The 14,522-nt window shown below is 34.9% G+C and carries 16 protein-coding genes and 1 other RNA gene; 1 reads left to right on the top strand and 16 read right to left on the bottom strand.

Features of this window, described 5'->3' with window-relative positions; all coding sequences use genetic code 11:
- Nucleotides 1–13 precede the first annotated feature (13 nt).
- The 10 genes from M9C83_05515 to rsmI all read right to left on the bottom strand — a co-directional run bounded on the left by M9C83_05515 (nucleotide 14) and on the right by rsmI (nucleotide 9,178).
- A complete protein-coding gene (locus tag M9C83_05515; protein URQ66113.1) occupies nucleotides 14–1,453 on the bottom strand; it encodes a UDP-N-acetylmuramoyl-L-alanyl-D-glutamate--2,6-diaminopimelate ligase in 1,440 nt (479 codons plus the stop codon).
- On the bottom strand, nucleotides 1,454–3,103 hold the full coding sequence (locus M9C83_05520; GenBank protein URQ66114.1) for a penicillin-binding protein 2: 1,650 nt from the start codon (nucleotides 3,101–3,103) through the stop codon (nucleotides 1,454–1,456).
- A gap of 10 nt (nucleotides 3,104–3,113) precedes the next feature.
- On the bottom strand, nucleotides 3,114–4,262 hold the full coding sequence (gene ftsZ, locus M9C83_05525) for a cell division protein FtsZ (protein URQ66115.1): 1,149 nt from the start codon (nucleotides 4,260–4,262) through the stop codon (nucleotides 3,114–3,116).
- Between the two features lie 25 nt (nucleotides 4,263–4,287).
- Nucleotides 4,288–5,514 (bottom strand): cell division protein FtsA, encoded by a 1,227-nt coding sequence (gene ftsA, locus M9C83_05530; GenBank protein URQ66116.1) that lies wholly within the window; start codon nucleotides 5,512–5,514, stop codon nucleotides 4,288–4,290.
- Nucleotides 5,511–6,167, bottom strand: a complete 657-nt coding sequence (locus tag M9C83_05535) for a hypothetical protein (protein URQ66117.1) — start codon at nucleotides 6,165–6,167, stop codon at nucleotides 5,511–5,513. Before M9C83_05535 ends, ftsA begins: the two co-directional genes overlap by 4 nt.
- Nucleotides 6,164–6,454: a cell division protein FtsL gene (locus tag M9C83_05540; GenBank protein URQ66118.1), complete on the bottom strand. Its 291-nt coding sequence runs from the start codon at nucleotides 6,452–6,454 to the stop codon at nucleotides 6,164–6,166. Before M9C83_05540 ends, M9C83_05535 begins: the two co-directional genes overlap by 4 nt.
- On the bottom strand, nucleotides 6,448–7,332 hold the full coding sequence (gene rsmH / locus M9C83_05545; protein URQ66119.1) for a 16S rRNA (cytosine(1402)-N(4))-methyltransferase RsmH: 885 nt from the start codon (nucleotides 7,330–7,332) through the stop codon (nucleotides 6,448–6,450). The genes M9C83_05540 and rsmH overlap by 7 nt, the downstream gene beginning before the upstream one ends.
- Nucleotides 7,329–7,808: a division/cell wall cluster transcriptional repressor MraZ gene (locus M9C83_05550; protein ID URQ66120.1), complete on the bottom strand. Its 480-nt coding sequence runs from the start codon at nucleotides 7,806–7,808 to the stop codon at nucleotides 7,329–7,331. Before M9C83_05550 ends, rsmH begins: the two co-directional genes overlap by 4 nt.
- Nucleotides 7,809–7,969: 161 nt before the next feature.
- Nucleotides 7,970–8,302: RNase P RNA component class A (rnpB, locus tag M9C83_05555), an RNA gene on the bottom strand.
- A 36-nt stretch (nucleotides 8,303–8,338) separates the two neighbouring features.
- Nucleotides 8,339–9,178 carry a 16S rRNA (cytidine(1402)-2'-O)-methyltransferase gene (rsmI, locus tag M9C83_05560; protein URQ66121.1) on the bottom strand — a complete coding sequence of 280 codons (840 nt, stop codon included), beginning with the start codon at nucleotides 9,176–9,178 and terminating at the stop codon, nucleotides 8,339–8,341.
- A gap of 7 nt (nucleotides 9,179–9,185) precedes the next feature.
- Between rsmI and M9C83_05565 the strand changes: the two genes are divergently transcribed.
- Nucleotides 9,186–10,316: a hypothetical protein gene (locus M9C83_05565; GenBank protein URQ66122.1), complete on the top strand. Its 1,131-nt coding sequence runs from the start codon at nucleotides 9,186–9,188 to the stop codon at nucleotides 10,314–10,316.
- 5 nt (nucleotides 10,317–10,321) lie between these two features.
- Here M9C83_05565 and M9C83_05570 read toward each other — a convergent pair whose 3' ends face one another.
- From M9C83_05570 to rplM, 6 genes are read right to left on the bottom strand one after another with little or no spacing between them, the layout of a single operon-like run.
- Nucleotides 10,322–10,960, bottom strand: coding sequence for a glutathione S-transferase N-terminal domain-containing protein (locus tag M9C83_05570; GenBank protein URQ66123.1), 639 nt, complete (start codon nucleotides 10,958–10,960; stop codon nucleotides 10,322–10,324).
- A gap of 21 nt (nucleotides 10,961–10,981) precedes the next feature.
- On the bottom strand, nucleotides 10,982–11,821 hold the full coding sequence (locus tag M9C83_05575; protein ID URQ66124.1) for a cytochrome c1: 840 nt from the start codon (nucleotides 11,819–11,821) through the stop codon (nucleotides 10,982–10,984).
- Entirely contained in the window at nucleotides 11,818–13,056 is a 1,239-nt protein-coding gene (locus M9C83_05580; protein ID URQ66125.1) for a cytochrome bc complex cytochrome b subunit, read from the bottom strand. Before M9C83_05580 ends, M9C83_05575 begins: the two co-directional genes overlap by 4 nt.
- Entirely contained in the window at nucleotides 13,056–13,652 is a 597-nt protein-coding gene (gene petA, locus M9C83_05585) for a ubiquinol-cytochrome c reductase iron-sulfur subunit (GenBank protein URQ66126.1), read from the bottom strand. The genes M9C83_05580 and petA overlap by 1 nt, the downstream gene beginning before the upstream one ends.
- Nucleotide 13,653: 1 nt before the next feature.
- Nucleotides 13,654–14,040: a 30S ribosomal protein S9 gene (gene rpsI, locus M9C83_05590; protein URQ66127.1), complete on the bottom strand. Its 387-nt coding sequence runs from the start codon at nucleotides 14,038–14,040 to the stop codon at nucleotides 13,654–13,656.
- 9 nt (nucleotides 14,041–14,049) lie between these two features.
- Nucleotides 14,050–14,478, bottom strand: coding sequence for a 50S ribosomal protein L13 (rplM, locus tag M9C83_05595; GenBank protein URQ66128.1), 429 nt, complete (start codon nucleotides 14,476–14,478; stop codon nucleotides 14,050–14,052).
- Nucleotides 14,479–14,522: the final 44 nt, after the last annotated feature.

A 14,522-nucleotide genomic window follows, 5' to 3' on the forward strand; every position in this document is an offset into this window, starting at 1 on the left:
TTATTCGAAAATTTTATAAAGAATTAACAATATTTTTATCATTCAACTCATATAAATTATCATTAACTTCTTGGTAGTTCTCATGACCCTTTCCTGCTATTAATAAAACACCATTTATATGGTTTCTTTCCATTTCCAAGATAGATGATTCTATTGCATCCTTTCTATCTAAATTTATAGATATTTTTTCCATTTCCTTTACTTCAGAAAGGATGTCATTAATTATATCCATTTCATCTTCATCTCTTGGATTATCATTGGTTAATATTACGTGGTTTGAATATTTTTGCGCAATCTTACCCATTAAAGGCCTTTTATCTCTATCTCTATTTCCTCCACACCCAAAAAGACACCATATTGGCTCGTTATGTATGTTGTTCAATTCTTTCAGTGTGCACTCTAAAGCTTCAGGTGTATGTGCATAATCTATATAAATAACTTGCTGATTTTTAATTATTCTTTCAAGCCTACCTTGAGGCAGAACTATATCTTTTGCTATTTTTGATATCTCAGAAAGCTTAACTCCATCCAAGATCAAAACAGCCATTGAGCATATTATGTTTGAAGCAAGATATCTTGAGAATGTTTTTAGTTCAAAGGTAAGATTTTTCTCGAAAGCTTTTAAATTAACCTTCAATCCAATTGGTGATTTCTCAAATGAAGCATGAAAATCAGCATTTTCTTTTATAGATATGCTGTAAGTTTCCTTATCATTTTTTAAAAGTTTTGAGTGAAGTTTTTTGCCGAAAGAACTATCTATGCAGACTATATTTTTTTTTGGATTTAAATCTAAAAATAATTTTTCTTTTGCTGATTGATAACTTTGTATATCGCCGTGATAATCTAAATGATCATGCGAAAAGCTTGTCAATATAGCATAATCGATATCAAGGCCAATTAGTCTATCCTGTTCTAAGCCATGAGAAGATGCCTCCATGGCAATGTAAATAGCATCAGATTCTAATGAATCATTAATATTTTTATGTATTTTGATGGCATCAGGGGTAGTTAGATCTGATTTCTCTAATATTAATCCATCTTTAGAAAAATTTATCGAACTCATAAAACCGGATTTATAGCCAAGTAAATTACTCATATTTGCAAAAGTTTCAACAGCGGTAGTTTTTCCGTTTGTACCAGTAACACATATGGATTTTATTTTTGAACTTGGAGAGTTATAAAACCTTGATGCAAAAATACCAATATATTTTTTAAGTTCTTCAAAATAAATTACTCTTTCCTGATGTTTTTGGTATGTATCCGAAATGACAAGCGAGGCTCCATTTGATAAAGCTGAGGAAATAAAATCGCTACCATCCTTATCATGACCCTTTATTGCAAAGAATAAACCTCCCTGTTTTACCTCTCTGCTATCCAAGTGGATACTTCTAATCTTAATATCTTTAAAATTTTCTAAATCTTTCAGTTCTTGTAAGAAATTTGAAGAATACATTTATATTTTTAAATCTTGTAACATAAATATCTGCTGCATTAATCTTGAAAATACAGGAGCAGAGACCCTTCCACCTGAATAGTCTTCTCCAGATAGACCATTTAGCACAACAACTGCAAGTAATTCAGGTTCATCATGAGGCACAAATCCGGCAAATGTTGCTGAATAAGTAGTTTCTTCTTCTAGACTCTCTTTCGCAGTACCAGTTTTACCTGCAACTATCTTCTCTTGCAGTCTGGCTTTAGAGGCAGTTCCGTCAGAAGAGTTTACAGTCTCAACAAGCATACCTAAAACAATGTCATTAGTTTCCTTTTGTAAGACTTTTTCATGCAGGGGTTCATCAAAACCATGGTCTTTAAATAAATTTAGCTCAATGAAGTTTCCCTCATTTGCAAATACTGAGTAAGCTTGTGCAATTTGGAGCGCAGACAAAGTCATTCCATATCCGTAACAAGAGCTAACTTTATCTCTCAATGTAAATTGAGATGAATGTGGAAGGAAACCCTCTCTAGCAGGAAGCATGATTGAAGTAGGATAACGCCCAATACCAAACTTTTTATAATAACTTGTGAGGTGTTCTATATCTTGATATTGACATAACTTTACCATTCCGACATTACTAGAAAGGGAAATAATCTGAGAAAGGCTCAGTGTTCCGTAATCCTTAAAGTCACTTGTTTTGAAGCCTTGATACTCTATCCAGCCAGGCGATGTATCTATTTTAGCAGTTTTGGGTAGATTATCTGATTCTAATATAGCAGACATCGCAAGCGGCTTTAAAACTGAACCAGGTTCAAATATATCTATTGTTGCTCGATTTCTCAATTTAGACATATCCACTAAATTTTTTCTATTAGAAGGATCAAAAGAAGGGTAGTTAACTAATCCTAATATATCACCTGACTTTGGCTCTATTACGACTATAGATCCTGCCTTCGCATCGTTTTCTTTTATTGCCTCATTTAATTGGTGATAGGCAATGGACTGAATATTGATATCAATAGTTAATGTGATATTTTTACCAGAAACAGCTTCAACCCTTTTTCCTTCGAGCTTAGTATTTTTTGCACCCTTAATACCTTCGAAGCTTCCCTCTTCACCGCGCAGTTCGTTATCAAAGATTAATTCAACTCCCTGAATACCTTTTCTATCGATATCAGTTAGACCAACAACATGTGATGTTATATTTCTCTCAGGATAACTCCTTCTTAAATTTTCCCTAAAATATACACCAGGTATCTTTTTTTCTTTTAGCTTTTCTTTTGTCTCTAAATTGATATTTCTGCTTATCTCTTTGTAACCAGAAGTCTTTCCATAAAGTATATTTGAAAGACTAAAAAAATCTTTATCTAACTGCTCCGAAAGAAAAGTAATTGTTTCCTCTTCGAATTTAAATTTCTCTAGATCTATTCCAACACTATATCCTTTTATATCAAGAGCTAAAACATTACCATTTCTATCTAATATTTTTCCTCGAGGGGCCAAAAGAGAATATTGGGAATCTAATCTATTAAAAACTTGATCATCTAAAAAAATATCTTGATAAATTTGAAGATAAATTAATCTGCCCAAAAGAGACAGGAATCCTATAAGGATAATTAATTGGATAGAAACTATTCTTCCCGAAGAATAGAGAATCCTTGTAGACATAATCTCCTAATTAATCTAACTGAGTTCTTACAAATGACGGTATATCAAGATATTCGTCTTCATTAGATGCCTTTTTCACAGCTTTTTCTATTGAGGGAGGGTTATCAAGTAACTGCTTTGCAGCATCGCTTAATGGTAAAGGTTGCCTTTCACTCACAACTCTCACTCTTTCAGGTTTATTAGATGCTGTTTGTACTGAAGAATTTAGACCAGTAGCAATTACTGTAACCGTAAGATCATTCGCAGAAGATTCATCTAAAACTGTTCCAGTAACAATTATCGCTTCAGGAGAAGCAAAACTATTTATACAATCACCGACGGCCTTAATTTCACCCAAAGATAAGTCAGGACCAGCGGTAATATTTACTAGAACACCTTTTGCATCTTTTAAACTAATATCCTCTAAAAGCTTACTTGCTACAGCCTGTTCTGCAGCTATTCTAGCTCTGTCCGGACCACTTGAAGTACCTGTACCCATCATAGCTGTTCCTTTTTCAGACATTACAGTTTTTACGTCTGCAAAATCAACATTTATTAAGCCTGGTCTAATAATAATGTCTGATATTCCTCTAACTGCCCCACCAAGAACATCATTAGCTTGTTTAAATGCCTCAAGCATACTGCAATCTTCTCCAAGAACTTCAAGTAATTTTTGATTGGGTATAGTAATCAAAGAATCAACCTCCTCAACAAGCTCCTTTATACCTTCTTGAGCAATCTTCATTCTCTTAGCACCTTCAAGCTCAAATGGCTTCGTTACCACAGCAACAGTAAGAATACCAAGTTCTTTAGCAACCTGAGCGACTATGGGAGCAGCTCCAGTTCCTGTTCCTCCGCCCATACCTGCCGTTACAAAAACCATATCGGTCCCTTTGAGCATATCTCTCAATTTATCTCTGTCTTCAAGCGCTGCCTCCCTTCCAATAATCGGATTTGCGCCTGCTCCTAAGCCATCAGTTATTTCCTTCCCTAATATTAATTTAGTGCTCGCGTCGTTTTTATCTAAAGCCTGCTTATCAGTATTTATAGATATGAACTCAGCACCTTCAATGCCGCATTCAACCATATGCTGAACAGCATTGCCTCCTCCCCCACCGACTCCTATAACTTTAATTGAAGCATTCTCTTTTATTTCTTCGATTATTTCCCACTCACTCATAATTAACCTCTCTTTTAATTAAGTACTAAAGATTTCCTCCAAACCATCTAGAAATTCTATTCAAGATATTCTTGTCTCTATGAATATAATTTAAATGATCTTCTTGCATTTGCTTTTGTCCGTAAAGTAGTAAGCCGACTGAAGTTGCATAAACTGGGTTATTTATTATTTCGGAAAAACCATCTACTGAATGTGGAGATCCCATCCTTACTGGAGAATGGAATATTTCCTCTGCTAACTCAGTAGCACCTTCAACTTTTGAGGCCCCTCCTGTTAAAACTATTCCTGCAGGTATCAGCTCATCGAAACCACTTAAGCTCAATTTTTGTTGAGCCATACTAAATATCTCTACATATCTTCTCTCCAAGACATCAGCTAAAGCTTGTCTAGAAAGTTCTCTTTCAGGCCTTCCACCCATACCCGGAACCATCATTATTTCTTCAGGTCTAGTCATTGAGCTTACTGCACATCCATATCGTTGTTTTATTGTTTCTGCTTGGGAAGGTGGTGTTCTTAAAGCTTGAGCTATATCATTTGTGACATGATCTCCAGCTATCGGTATAACATCGGTAAAGCAAATAGAGCCATCCACAAAAACTGCTATGTCAGTTGTTCCCCCACCAATATCAATAAGACAGACTCCCAAGTTCCTCTCGTCTTCTGTTAGAACCGAGTAACTTGAAGCCAATTGCTCTAAAACAAATGCTTCCACATCTAGGCCAGATGCGCTGATACATTTATGAATATTTTGTGAAGAATTCTCACTACATGTTACTAAATGAACTTTTGCCTCTAATCTAGAACCTGCCATCCCTAGAGGCTCTTTAATACCATCTTGTTTATCTATAATGTAATCTCTAGGAAGAACATGAAGTAATCTTTGATCTGCAGGGATTGCCATAGCTTGAGCAGTTTCAATAACTCTATCTACATCTGTGAACTTCACCTCTCCATCTCTAATTGGTACGACTCCCTCTGAATTAAGACCTCTTATGTGACTACCTGATATCCCTACGTAGCAAGAACCAATATGACACCCTGCCATATTTTCAGCTTCCTCTATAGATTTTTTTATAGCTATTGTTGTGGAATCTATATCTACGACAACTCCATTTTTTAATCCTTTCGAAGAATGTGTTCCTAGACCAATAATTTCTAGTTGACCTCCTCTTGCCTCGGCAACAATTGCAACCACTTTCGAAGTTCCAATATCTACACCAACCAGCATTTCATTCCTACTTACATTACTCATATTGATTTCTCCATATTCTTATTGCCTAAAGCAATAGCATTTTTATACCTCAAATCTATATATCTGATATCATCATTAATTCCTGAGTTCAGCTCGAACAGTATAAGTTCCTCGAGACGCTCGAGCTGAACCCGGAAATCCTCTTTGTTAAATCTGTACATCACACTTTCATTATCAATCGCCTCAATAAAACCTGACCCTCTATGCTCAATTCTAATGAGAGAATTTCCTTTGAGATTTAATATATTTTGAAGTAAAAAAATACTATCAAGGAGTGATAAATATTCATTATCACTTCCGATGATTGATACCAATTTAAGAGATTTATTTCCTCCGGCAGGAGAAATTATCTTTCCTTCTTGAGTTATAAACCTACCCCTATCCAGAAAAGCAATGGGTTGGTGTTCTTTTACTTCAATATGTAATTCTTCATCAAATGTTTTGGTGGCCTTTATCACTGAGACCCAAGAATTAGAGAAAATCTCACTTTTGTTATTTTTATTCTGTAAGTGACTTATAACCTGATGCTCAATCTGATCAAAATTTGAAATTATTTCTTTTGAGATTTTGATATTAATTGAATCAGTATTTGCTTCTTTTTGACCCGAGCAACTGGCAAGCAAAGCAAAAAATATGATTAACAGATATCTCATTTATCAGCACTCCTTGTCAGATAAACTCTATCTTTATCTTTAGGAATAACCATTCCTAGCTTTTCGGAAGCATATTTTCTTAAGGAAATGTGATTCTTATAGTACTTTACCTCTTCAATCAGGATATTTGATTGAAAAGATAACTCTTCTTTTTCCAGCCTTAGATTTTCCAATTCTGCAAATAAAGTTCTGTGCTCATATGTTTGCAGAATAAGCTTATAAGAACTTAAAAAAGAAATAGAGACTAATAAGGAAATAGAAAATAATTTAAGTTTAATATTCAACATAACTTTTCTGCGACTCTTAGGATTGCACTTCTACTTCTGGGATTGATAGTTATTTCTTTAGGGGTTGGTTTAAGAAATTTATCCTTTAAATATTGAAATTTCACATTTGATTCAATTCTATCTTTTCCTTGGAAGAATCTTTTAACAATTCTATCTTCCATGGAGTGAAAGCTTATGACTGCAAGTCTCCCTCCACAACATAAAACATGACTTGAAGCCTCTAGGACTTTCTGAAGTTCCTCTATCTCATTATTAATTAACATCCTTATCGCTCTAAAAGAATTTGTAGCTGGATGTTTTTTAGATCTCGTATAAACACAAGATCTTATTAGATCAGATAATTCTTTAGTTGATTCTATAGGCTTCTTTTCTCTTATTTCGCAAATCTTACTTGCAATCTTTCTAGAAGCTCTTTCCTGACCAAGGACCCATAGTACATCTTCAATTTCTTTTTTTGTGGCCGTATTTATCCACTCTGAAGCAGTTTGACCCTTAGTCGTATCTATTCTCATATCTAAAGGTCCATTTGATTGGAAACTAAAACCTCTTTTCGGATCATCCAATTGTATAGAAGAAATACCAAGATCTATCAATATCCCGTCAACTTCTTTATCTGCAAAAAGGCTTCTAAGATTAGAAAAAGAATCATTAACTAATCTGAACCTTTTGTCATGAGTAAAATCTTTAGATAAGTTAAATGTTGTTTTTTTATCTTTGTCGATCGAGGTTAAAGTGCCGGACTCATTAATTTTTTTTAAGATTTCCAAGGAGTGGCCACCTGCACCAAATGTGCAGTCGACATATTTTCCATTTTGTTCAAAGACAAGATTTTCTAGCACCTCATTCACCATCACAGCTTCATGACTAGCTTTGATCAAAATGGTATCTCCTCTAAAGTTGGTGGAAGATCATCAATTAAGTCTTCACCGGGAATCTGTAGACCAGATTGTTTTTTTTCCCAATTTTCTTGATTCCATAATTCAAACTTTGAACCCATTCCGATGAGGGCTACTTGTTGCTTAATTGCAAGATCAGCAAAATCTCTTAAAATCTGAGGTATAAGAATAGTCATTCTTTCAGCTGCTTCAAATTCTGTTACAGAAGCATTGCCTAAAACTTTCCATTGAATAGATCTTACTTTTTGATTTAAACCGCCAAGAAACTCAAATTTTTGTGAAATATCTTTCCAAATTTTTCCCGGATAAATTATTAGTGCAGGATATTGAGGATCTTTTGTGATAGCTATTTCACCTTCACAGCTCTTGCGCAGAAGCTCTCTATACCTTGCAGGTATCACAATCCTGCCTTTTGTATCAAGGGTCAGGGTGCTCGATCCATATATTCCTAAACTCATTTCTTTATAAGCAAGTATATGTAGATGTTACATTATCTTGCACTTTTACACACTTTTACACACTTTATAGTAAATTGCTAGCGAAAAATACAATAATTAGTACACTTTTTTTAGCAAATGAAATATCGCAAAAAGTACGGAGAGAAATTATTAGAAGTGATGGGCTGAGTCAGCCGGTAAGCCGGGTTCTGTCGAGGATAATCATTCATCTAGATTTTGTGTCACCACAAAATTCAAGCAACCTACCCTGGCCCTGTCAGGACTAACATTAGGGCCTCTATTTGGTCTTGCTCCAGACGGGGTTTGCCAAGCCATAATCAGTTGCCTGATATGCGGTGTGCTCTTACCACACCTTTTCACCCTTACCTTAAAAAGGCGGTATATTTTCTGCTGCACTTTCCGTAAACTTGCGTCTCCCAGGAATTACCTGGCGTCTTGTCCTATGGAGCCCGGACTTTCCTCTCAAAATATTGAGCGATTATCTAGCCGACTCCCAATAATTGTATCCATAAAAGTAACTGAAGAGAAGTTTAACTCTTCATTTTTATTTTATAAATTTCATTTCTCTTTTTTTTGAGTATTTCAGACGCAATTTGTAGAGCTAATTTTCTATCTAATTTTTCCATAAGAATTCCTAATATTCTTTTCTCTTCTTCAATTAAAATATCTCCAGACTCTTCCTCATACCCATCAATGATAATTACAAATTCTCCTTTCATTCCAAAATCAGAATCAAGAAGAATTTTCTTTATTTTATATAACTCTGATCTATAAAGAGTCTCATGTAATTTAGTTAGCTCCCTAGCAACAAAAATTCTACAGTCTGGTTTTAGTTCTTCAGATAAAGAATCAAATAATTCCTCTAAGCGCCTACCTGACTCAAATAAAACTGATGGGCCAGAAGACGTCGCTATTTTTTTTAAGAGGACCTTTCTTTCTTTTGATTTTCGTGGAAAAAATCCATAAAAAGTAAAACTTTCAAGCTTAAAACCTGAAACACTTAATGCAGTAATTACAGAAGTTGCCCCTGGTATTGGTATTATTTTTATATGATTTTGAATAGCCGCTTCTACTAAAAATTGACCTGGATCCGATATTAAAGGAGTTCCTGCATCACTTATAAGGGCAATATCTTTTCCTGACTTCAAAACATCTATAAATTTATTTATCTTACTTTTTTCCGAAAACTTGTGGTAAGAGGTAAGCTTAGTATTAATATTGTATTTATTAAAAAGCACACTAGATATTCTTGTATCTTCAGAAGCACAAATATGGACTTTATTAAGTACTTCTATCGCCCTGAATGTAATATCATTTAGATTTCCTATGGGTGTAGAAACTATATAAAGAGAACCTAAATTTTTAGTCATGAATTAAATGAAAAATATATACATAATTTTAATCATCCTTCTTGTGTCCGCATGCTCATCCATACCAAAAAATAATGAAAGCAAATCTTCAAATACTCTAATTCAAAAACCTGAATTTAACTACAAAATTAAATCTCTACCTCAGACAATAAATATATTTTACTTTCAGAAAGATAAGAATATTTTACTGCCGCAAGAGATTCAGGGGTTCATTGCAAATTCATTTTTTTATAATTCAAGAATTTCTTATATCCCAAAAATAGTTCTCTCACCCATCACATATACTCGATGCAAGATTGAAGAAAACAAAGCGAATCTCAATATAATTTTTCATGTTTCAAATCTGCCAATGGATAAATCTTATAAGGAATGTATTAAAAAACTTCCTAAAGCTAAAACCTTGTTTGTCTCAAATAACTTAGATGAAATTGGATTTGAGAATACTTTTATAGTCTCAAGAGAAGAAGAAAAAAATAAATTAATTCAAAATATTCCAGAAAGTTCCTCTAGGTTTGTTGTCATAGATAGTAAAAATAATATTGATAAAAATAGTATTATTAATTTGCTCAAAGATTACAAAAAAGAAATCGTGACTTATAAAACATATAATGATGAAACAGCTAGTCAAACTATGTTCTCTGAAATTCTATTGGTTGATAGGAGTAAGGAAAGGATTAGAAAATTGTCTAGAAGGCTGTCTGAGAAAGTTACGGCTATTTCAAGAAGCCGTGAGGATATTGATACCTTTTTCTTATCATTAAACTTAAAAGAAGCAAGGAATCTAAAGCCAGCGATAGACTATATATCTGAAAAGGATTTTGATATTTTCATACTTAATAGTTGGAATACAAATGAAAAGTATCAACCTCTTGAAAAAGATCTTATTGGGTCTATTCATTCAGATATGCCTATCATGATGCCCATTCTGATGCCTGAATATATAGCTGAAGTAAATAGAAACAGAGAGTTTGCTATTGGTTATGATGCTTTTGAAATTATTCTCTTGAGGTATGGTTCTATAAATTCAAAAAACTTTATCTACAAAGGTCTCACTGGAAAAATAAGTCTGGATCGAAAAAAGTATAAAAGATCACCTTATCTATTTGAGATAACTGATAAAGGAATTAAGGTATTATAAAAATACTAAGTAGACCTTATATCTCTCTCAAGCTCAGACAAACTATTGATAAAACAAGATTTTGTGAAAACTCTTTGCATATACTCATAAATAGATTTAGTTTTAGAATCTTTTTGAAGCTCTATACCAATTAATGGAAGTCTCCAAAGAATAGGAGCTATGCAACAATCAACAAGGCTGAATTCATCTGACATAAAATAAGGCTTTTCTTTGAGTATTTGAGACATTCCCAATATTTGAGATTTTAATTCGGTACGTAATTTCTTAGCTTTAGCCTCCGTTTGATTTCCTTGAATTAACTCGTCAAATATCTCACACCAATCTTTTTCTATTCTTTGGATGAATAATCGAATGTGTGCTCTTGAGACAGGATACACAGGCAGAAGTGGTGGATGAGGGAACCTTTCATCTAAGTATTCCATTAGGATCAAAGAGTCATATAAACAAACATCTCTATCAACCAGAACAGGTAATTCTGCATAAGGACTTACTTCTAGAATCTCATCACTTAAATCATTAGTATCAGAATCAATAATTTCGCTAGTAACGCCCTTTTCTTCCATAACTATCCTTACTCTGTGGCTATAATGATCCATTGGATCTGAGAAAAGTGCCATTGACGTTCTATTACTAAGTGAAACCATAAAAACTCCTATTTAGCGAAATTAGTGAAGATCTTTCTTGAATTCTCTATAGAGAAGATAGCTAAGCATTGTAAAAATAAAGAGATACAGTAAAACATAAGTTCCAATAGTCTCTCTTTCAACCTTCAGTGGATCAGTCATGTAAGCTAAGAAGTTAGTGAGATCTAGCATAGTCTTATCAAACTGCTCGGGACTCATTTCACCTGTGCCATTATCAACCTGGAGAAAACCACATTTTTCTTCTGTAAGCTGCAAACCAGTTAGGGGATCCTGCTTTATGCCGCCATTATCTGCAAGTGCAGGAATTTGTTTACATATTGATCTAGGAGTTCCTTGCATATCAATTAGAACATGAGGCATTCCAACATTTTCGTAAACCTTGTTATTCACACCCAAGGGTCTTGATTCATCAATATAGAAGCTTGTAAGGTAAGTATATATCCAGTCAGGTCCTCTTAAACCAGCTTCAAGGGTTAAATCCGGGGGTGCGTTTCCAAACCATTCTTTTGCTTCTTTGGGATCCATTCCTACTTGGATTAAATCTCCCATCTTCTGATCACCAAACATCAGATTTTCTTGGAACATGCTAAGTGGTATTTCCAAATCTTCAGACACCTTTTTGTATCTTGCGTATTTCAAAGAATGGCAGCCTAAACAGTAATTCATATAGACTTGTGCTCCTCTTTGAAGTGAAGCTTTATCCTTTGCATTGATATATGCCTCTTTGCATTCCCCCTTTGTGAGGCCATCCTCTGACAGAAAACTGCCACAAGCAGCTCCAGCTGCAGCATGAACTTTTAAAGAACCCAAACTAGCTGCAATTATTACAAAAATGGTGAGAATTAGAGTTTTTTTATTCATCCCAATTGCACCCTTTCAGGCACAGGTTTACATGTTTCGTATTTCGAATATATAGGCATTAATAGAAAGTAAGCAAAGTAACATACAGTGAATATTTGTGCAGCAATTGTTCTTGCAGGTGTAGATGGTACTGCACCGAGATAGCCTAGTACCAAGAAACTAACAACAAATAAAGCCAAGAAGAATTTGCTATAGATACCCTTATATTTAATTGATTTTACTGGGCTTCTATCTAACCATGGTAGAGCTACAAAAATTGCAATTCCTGCAGCCATTACAACAAATCCAAGGAATTTCGCGGTCAATCCAAATAAAGGAAAAGTAACTGCTCTCAACATTGCATAGTAAGGAGTATAGTACCAGGAAGGAACAATATGCTCAGGCGTCTTTAAGTTATCAGCTGCTTCATAGTTAACATATTCAATTACATACCCACCCCCATCTGGATAGAAGAACATAATTGCCACAAAAAAGATTAAAAATACACCAATTGCATATAAATCATGCATGACATCATAGGGAAAAAATGGTTTTGTATCTAAAGGAACACCATCAGCATCTTTGAATTTTTTGACATCCACTCCATCTGGATTGTTAGAACCAACTTCATGAAGCGCCAATATATGAACAAATACAACGGCTATCAATGCTAAAGGCAAGAGAACAACATGAAAAGCAAAAAGTCTATTTAGTGTTATACCTGAAATAAGATAGTCACCTCTTATCCACGTGAGTAAATCTTCTCCGATATAAGGAATCGATCCGAAAAGAGACATAATTACTTGAGCTGCCCAAAAAGACATTTGTCCCCAGGGAAGGACATATCCAGTAAATCCGAGTGCGCAGAGTAAGAAGTAGGTAATCCAACCCAAAACCCACAAAAGCTCTCTTGGTTTTTGATAAGAGCCATACATCATTCCACGGAACATATGCAAAAATATCAATGCAAAGAAAGCAGATGCTCCTGTTGTATGCATGTATCTTATTATGTAGCCGTATTTAACATCTCTCATGATGTATTGGATAGAGGCGAAAGCGCCTTCAGCTGTTGGTTCATAATTCATTAAGAGCCAGATACCAGATGCAAGTTGTATTACAAGCACTACAACAAGAAGTACTCCTGCTAGGTACCATATGTTCATATTTATTGGGGCAGGATATTTTGTTAGGTGTCTTTCTATAGTTGCGGTTAAAGGCAATCTATCATCGAACCAGTTCATTAATTTTGTGACCATTACGCTACATCTCCGTCTTCTCCAATGACTAAGATATCATCAGATTTAAAATAATGTGGGGGCACAGCTAAATTATCAGGGGCAGGAACTCCTGCGTAAACTCTTCCAGCCAAATCGAACTTTGAACCATGACAAGGACAAAAGAATCCTCCTTGCCAATCGGAATCAAAATCTACAACTCCTAGTTGAGGATAATATTTAGGAGCACAACCAAGGTGTGTGCAAACTGCTGATAAAACAGATATGCCGGGTTTTCTTGATCTATATTTATTTTTTGCGTAATCAGGTTGAACCTGGGTTTCGGAGTTTGGGTCTGCAAGTCTCTCTAAATTCTTATCGATTTCCTTTATCGACTCATCTGAATGCTTTACTACGTAGATTGGAGTTCCTCTCCATTCAACAATAATCATTTCTCCTGGAGCTAATTTTCCTATATCAGCGACAGCTGGAGCTCCAGCTGCTTCAGCTGCTGCGCTGGGGTTAAAAGCACTGATAAAAGGAACTACGGCACCAGCGACGCCCACTGCACCGACAGCAGATGTTGCGCTTATTAGAAATTTTCTTCTTCCTGGGTTAGGAGGAGATTTTGGCTGCATATTACCTTTTTGAGTATTGTGGTCTTTTTCTGGCTTTTCTTAGACCTACTTTTTTCCTTTCAACTTTTCTTGAATCTCTAGTTAAAAACCCTTCCTTTTTCAGGATGGGTTTCAATGTCTCATCATATTCCACAAGAGCTCGAGCAATTCCAAGTCTTATTGCTCCTGCTTGACCGAAGCTACCCCCACCTGAAACTGTAGCTTTAACATCAATACCTTCCGATAATTCCGTTGAAACCAAGGGTTGCTTAACAACCATTTGAGCAACTTCTCTTCCGAAATAAACTTCAAGTTTTTTCTTATTTACAGTTATTTCGCCTGAACCTTTCTGGAGAAACACCCTTGCCGTTGATCTTTTTCGTCTACCGACTGTAATAATTTGTTCCAATTTATTTTCCTATAATTCTATTCTGATTGGTTTTTGAGCTGAATGAGGGTGATTTTCATCACTATAAACCTTTAGTTTAGTAAGCATTTGTCTGCCAAGTTTACTTTTTGGTAACATCCCCTTGACGGCGCTTTTTATAGCTTCTGTTGGTGTTTCTTCGATTACTTTACGCAGAGGTTTAGATTTTATTCCTCCTGGGTAACCTGAATGCCTATAATATACTTTTTGATCTAATTTCTTACCGGTGACATTAATTTCGCCAGCATTAATAACAATTACATAGTCACCTAAATCAGCATTTGGGGTGAATTCAGGCTTGTTTTTACCTGACAGAATATCTGCGATCTTGCTAGCAAACCTACCAAGAGTTTTTCCTGTTGCATCTATTATGATCCAGGATTCTTCAATATCTGTTCTTTTATAACTCTCTGTTCTCATTAATTTGTTTTCTTGACTAAATGCGCAGGCGGGCGCATTTTAAT

This window comes from SAR86 cluster bacterium (genome assembly GCA_023703575.1).
In the GTDB taxonomy this organism is placed as follows: Bacteria; Pseudomonadota; Gammaproteobacteria; order Magnimaribacterales; family Magnimaribacteraceae; genus Magnimaribacter.

Excerpts from the sequence above, each read along its gene's own strand:
- M9C83_05515 (URQ66113.1), bottom strand. The coding sequence starts at position 1,453 with ATGTATTCTTCAAATTTCTTACAAGAACTGAAAGATTTAGAAAATTTT.
- M9C83_05520 (URQ66114.1), bottom strand. The coding sequence starts at position 3,103 with ATGTCTACAAGGATTCTCTATTCTTCGGGAAGAATAGTTTCTATCCAA.
- ftsZ (URQ66115.1), bottom strand. The coding sequence starts at position 4,262 with ATGAGTGAGTGGGAAATAATCGAAGAAATAAAAGAGAATGCTTCAATT.
- ftsA (URQ66116.1), bottom strand. The coding sequence starts at position 5,514 with ATGAGTAATGTAAGTAGGAATGAAATGCTGGTTGGTGTAGATATTGGA.
- M9C83_05535 (URQ66117.1), bottom strand. The coding sequence starts at position 6,167 with ATGAGATATCTGTTAATCATATTTTTTGCTTTGCTTGCCAGTTGCTCG.
- M9C83_05540 (URQ66118.1), bottom strand. The coding sequence starts at position 6,454 with ATGTTGAATATTAAACTTAAATTATTTTCTATTTCCTTATTAGTCTCT.
- M9C83_05550 (URQ66120.1), bottom strand. The coding sequence starts at position 7,808 with ATGAGTTTAGGAATATATGGATCGAGCACCCTGACCCTTGATACAAAA.
- rsmI (URQ66121.1), bottom strand. The coding sequence starts at position 9,178 with ATGACTAAAAATTTAGGTTCTCTTTATATAGTTTCTACACCCATAGGA.
- M9C83_05565 (URQ66122.1), top strand. The coding sequence starts at position 9,186 with ATGAAAAATATATACATAATTTTAATCATCCTTCTTGTGTCCGCATGC.
- M9C83_05570 (URQ66123.1), bottom strand. The coding sequence starts at position 10,960 with ATGGTTTCACTTAGTAATAGAACGTCAATGGCACTTTTCTCAGATCCA.
- M9C83_05575 (URQ66124.1), bottom strand. The coding sequence starts at position 11,821 with ATGAATAAAAAAACTCTAATTCTCACCATTTTTGTAATAATTGCAGCT.
- M9C83_05580 (URQ66125.1), bottom strand. The coding sequence starts at position 13,056 with ATGGTCACAAAATTAATGAACTGGTTCGATGATAGATTGCCTTTAACC.
- petA (URQ66126.1), bottom strand. The coding sequence starts at position 13,652 with ATGCAGCCAAAATCTCCTCCTAACCCAGGAAGAAGAAAATTTCTAATA.
- rplM (URQ66128.1), bottom strand. The coding sequence starts at position 14,478 with ATGAGAACAGAGAGTTATAAAAGAACAGATATTGAAGAATCCTGGATC.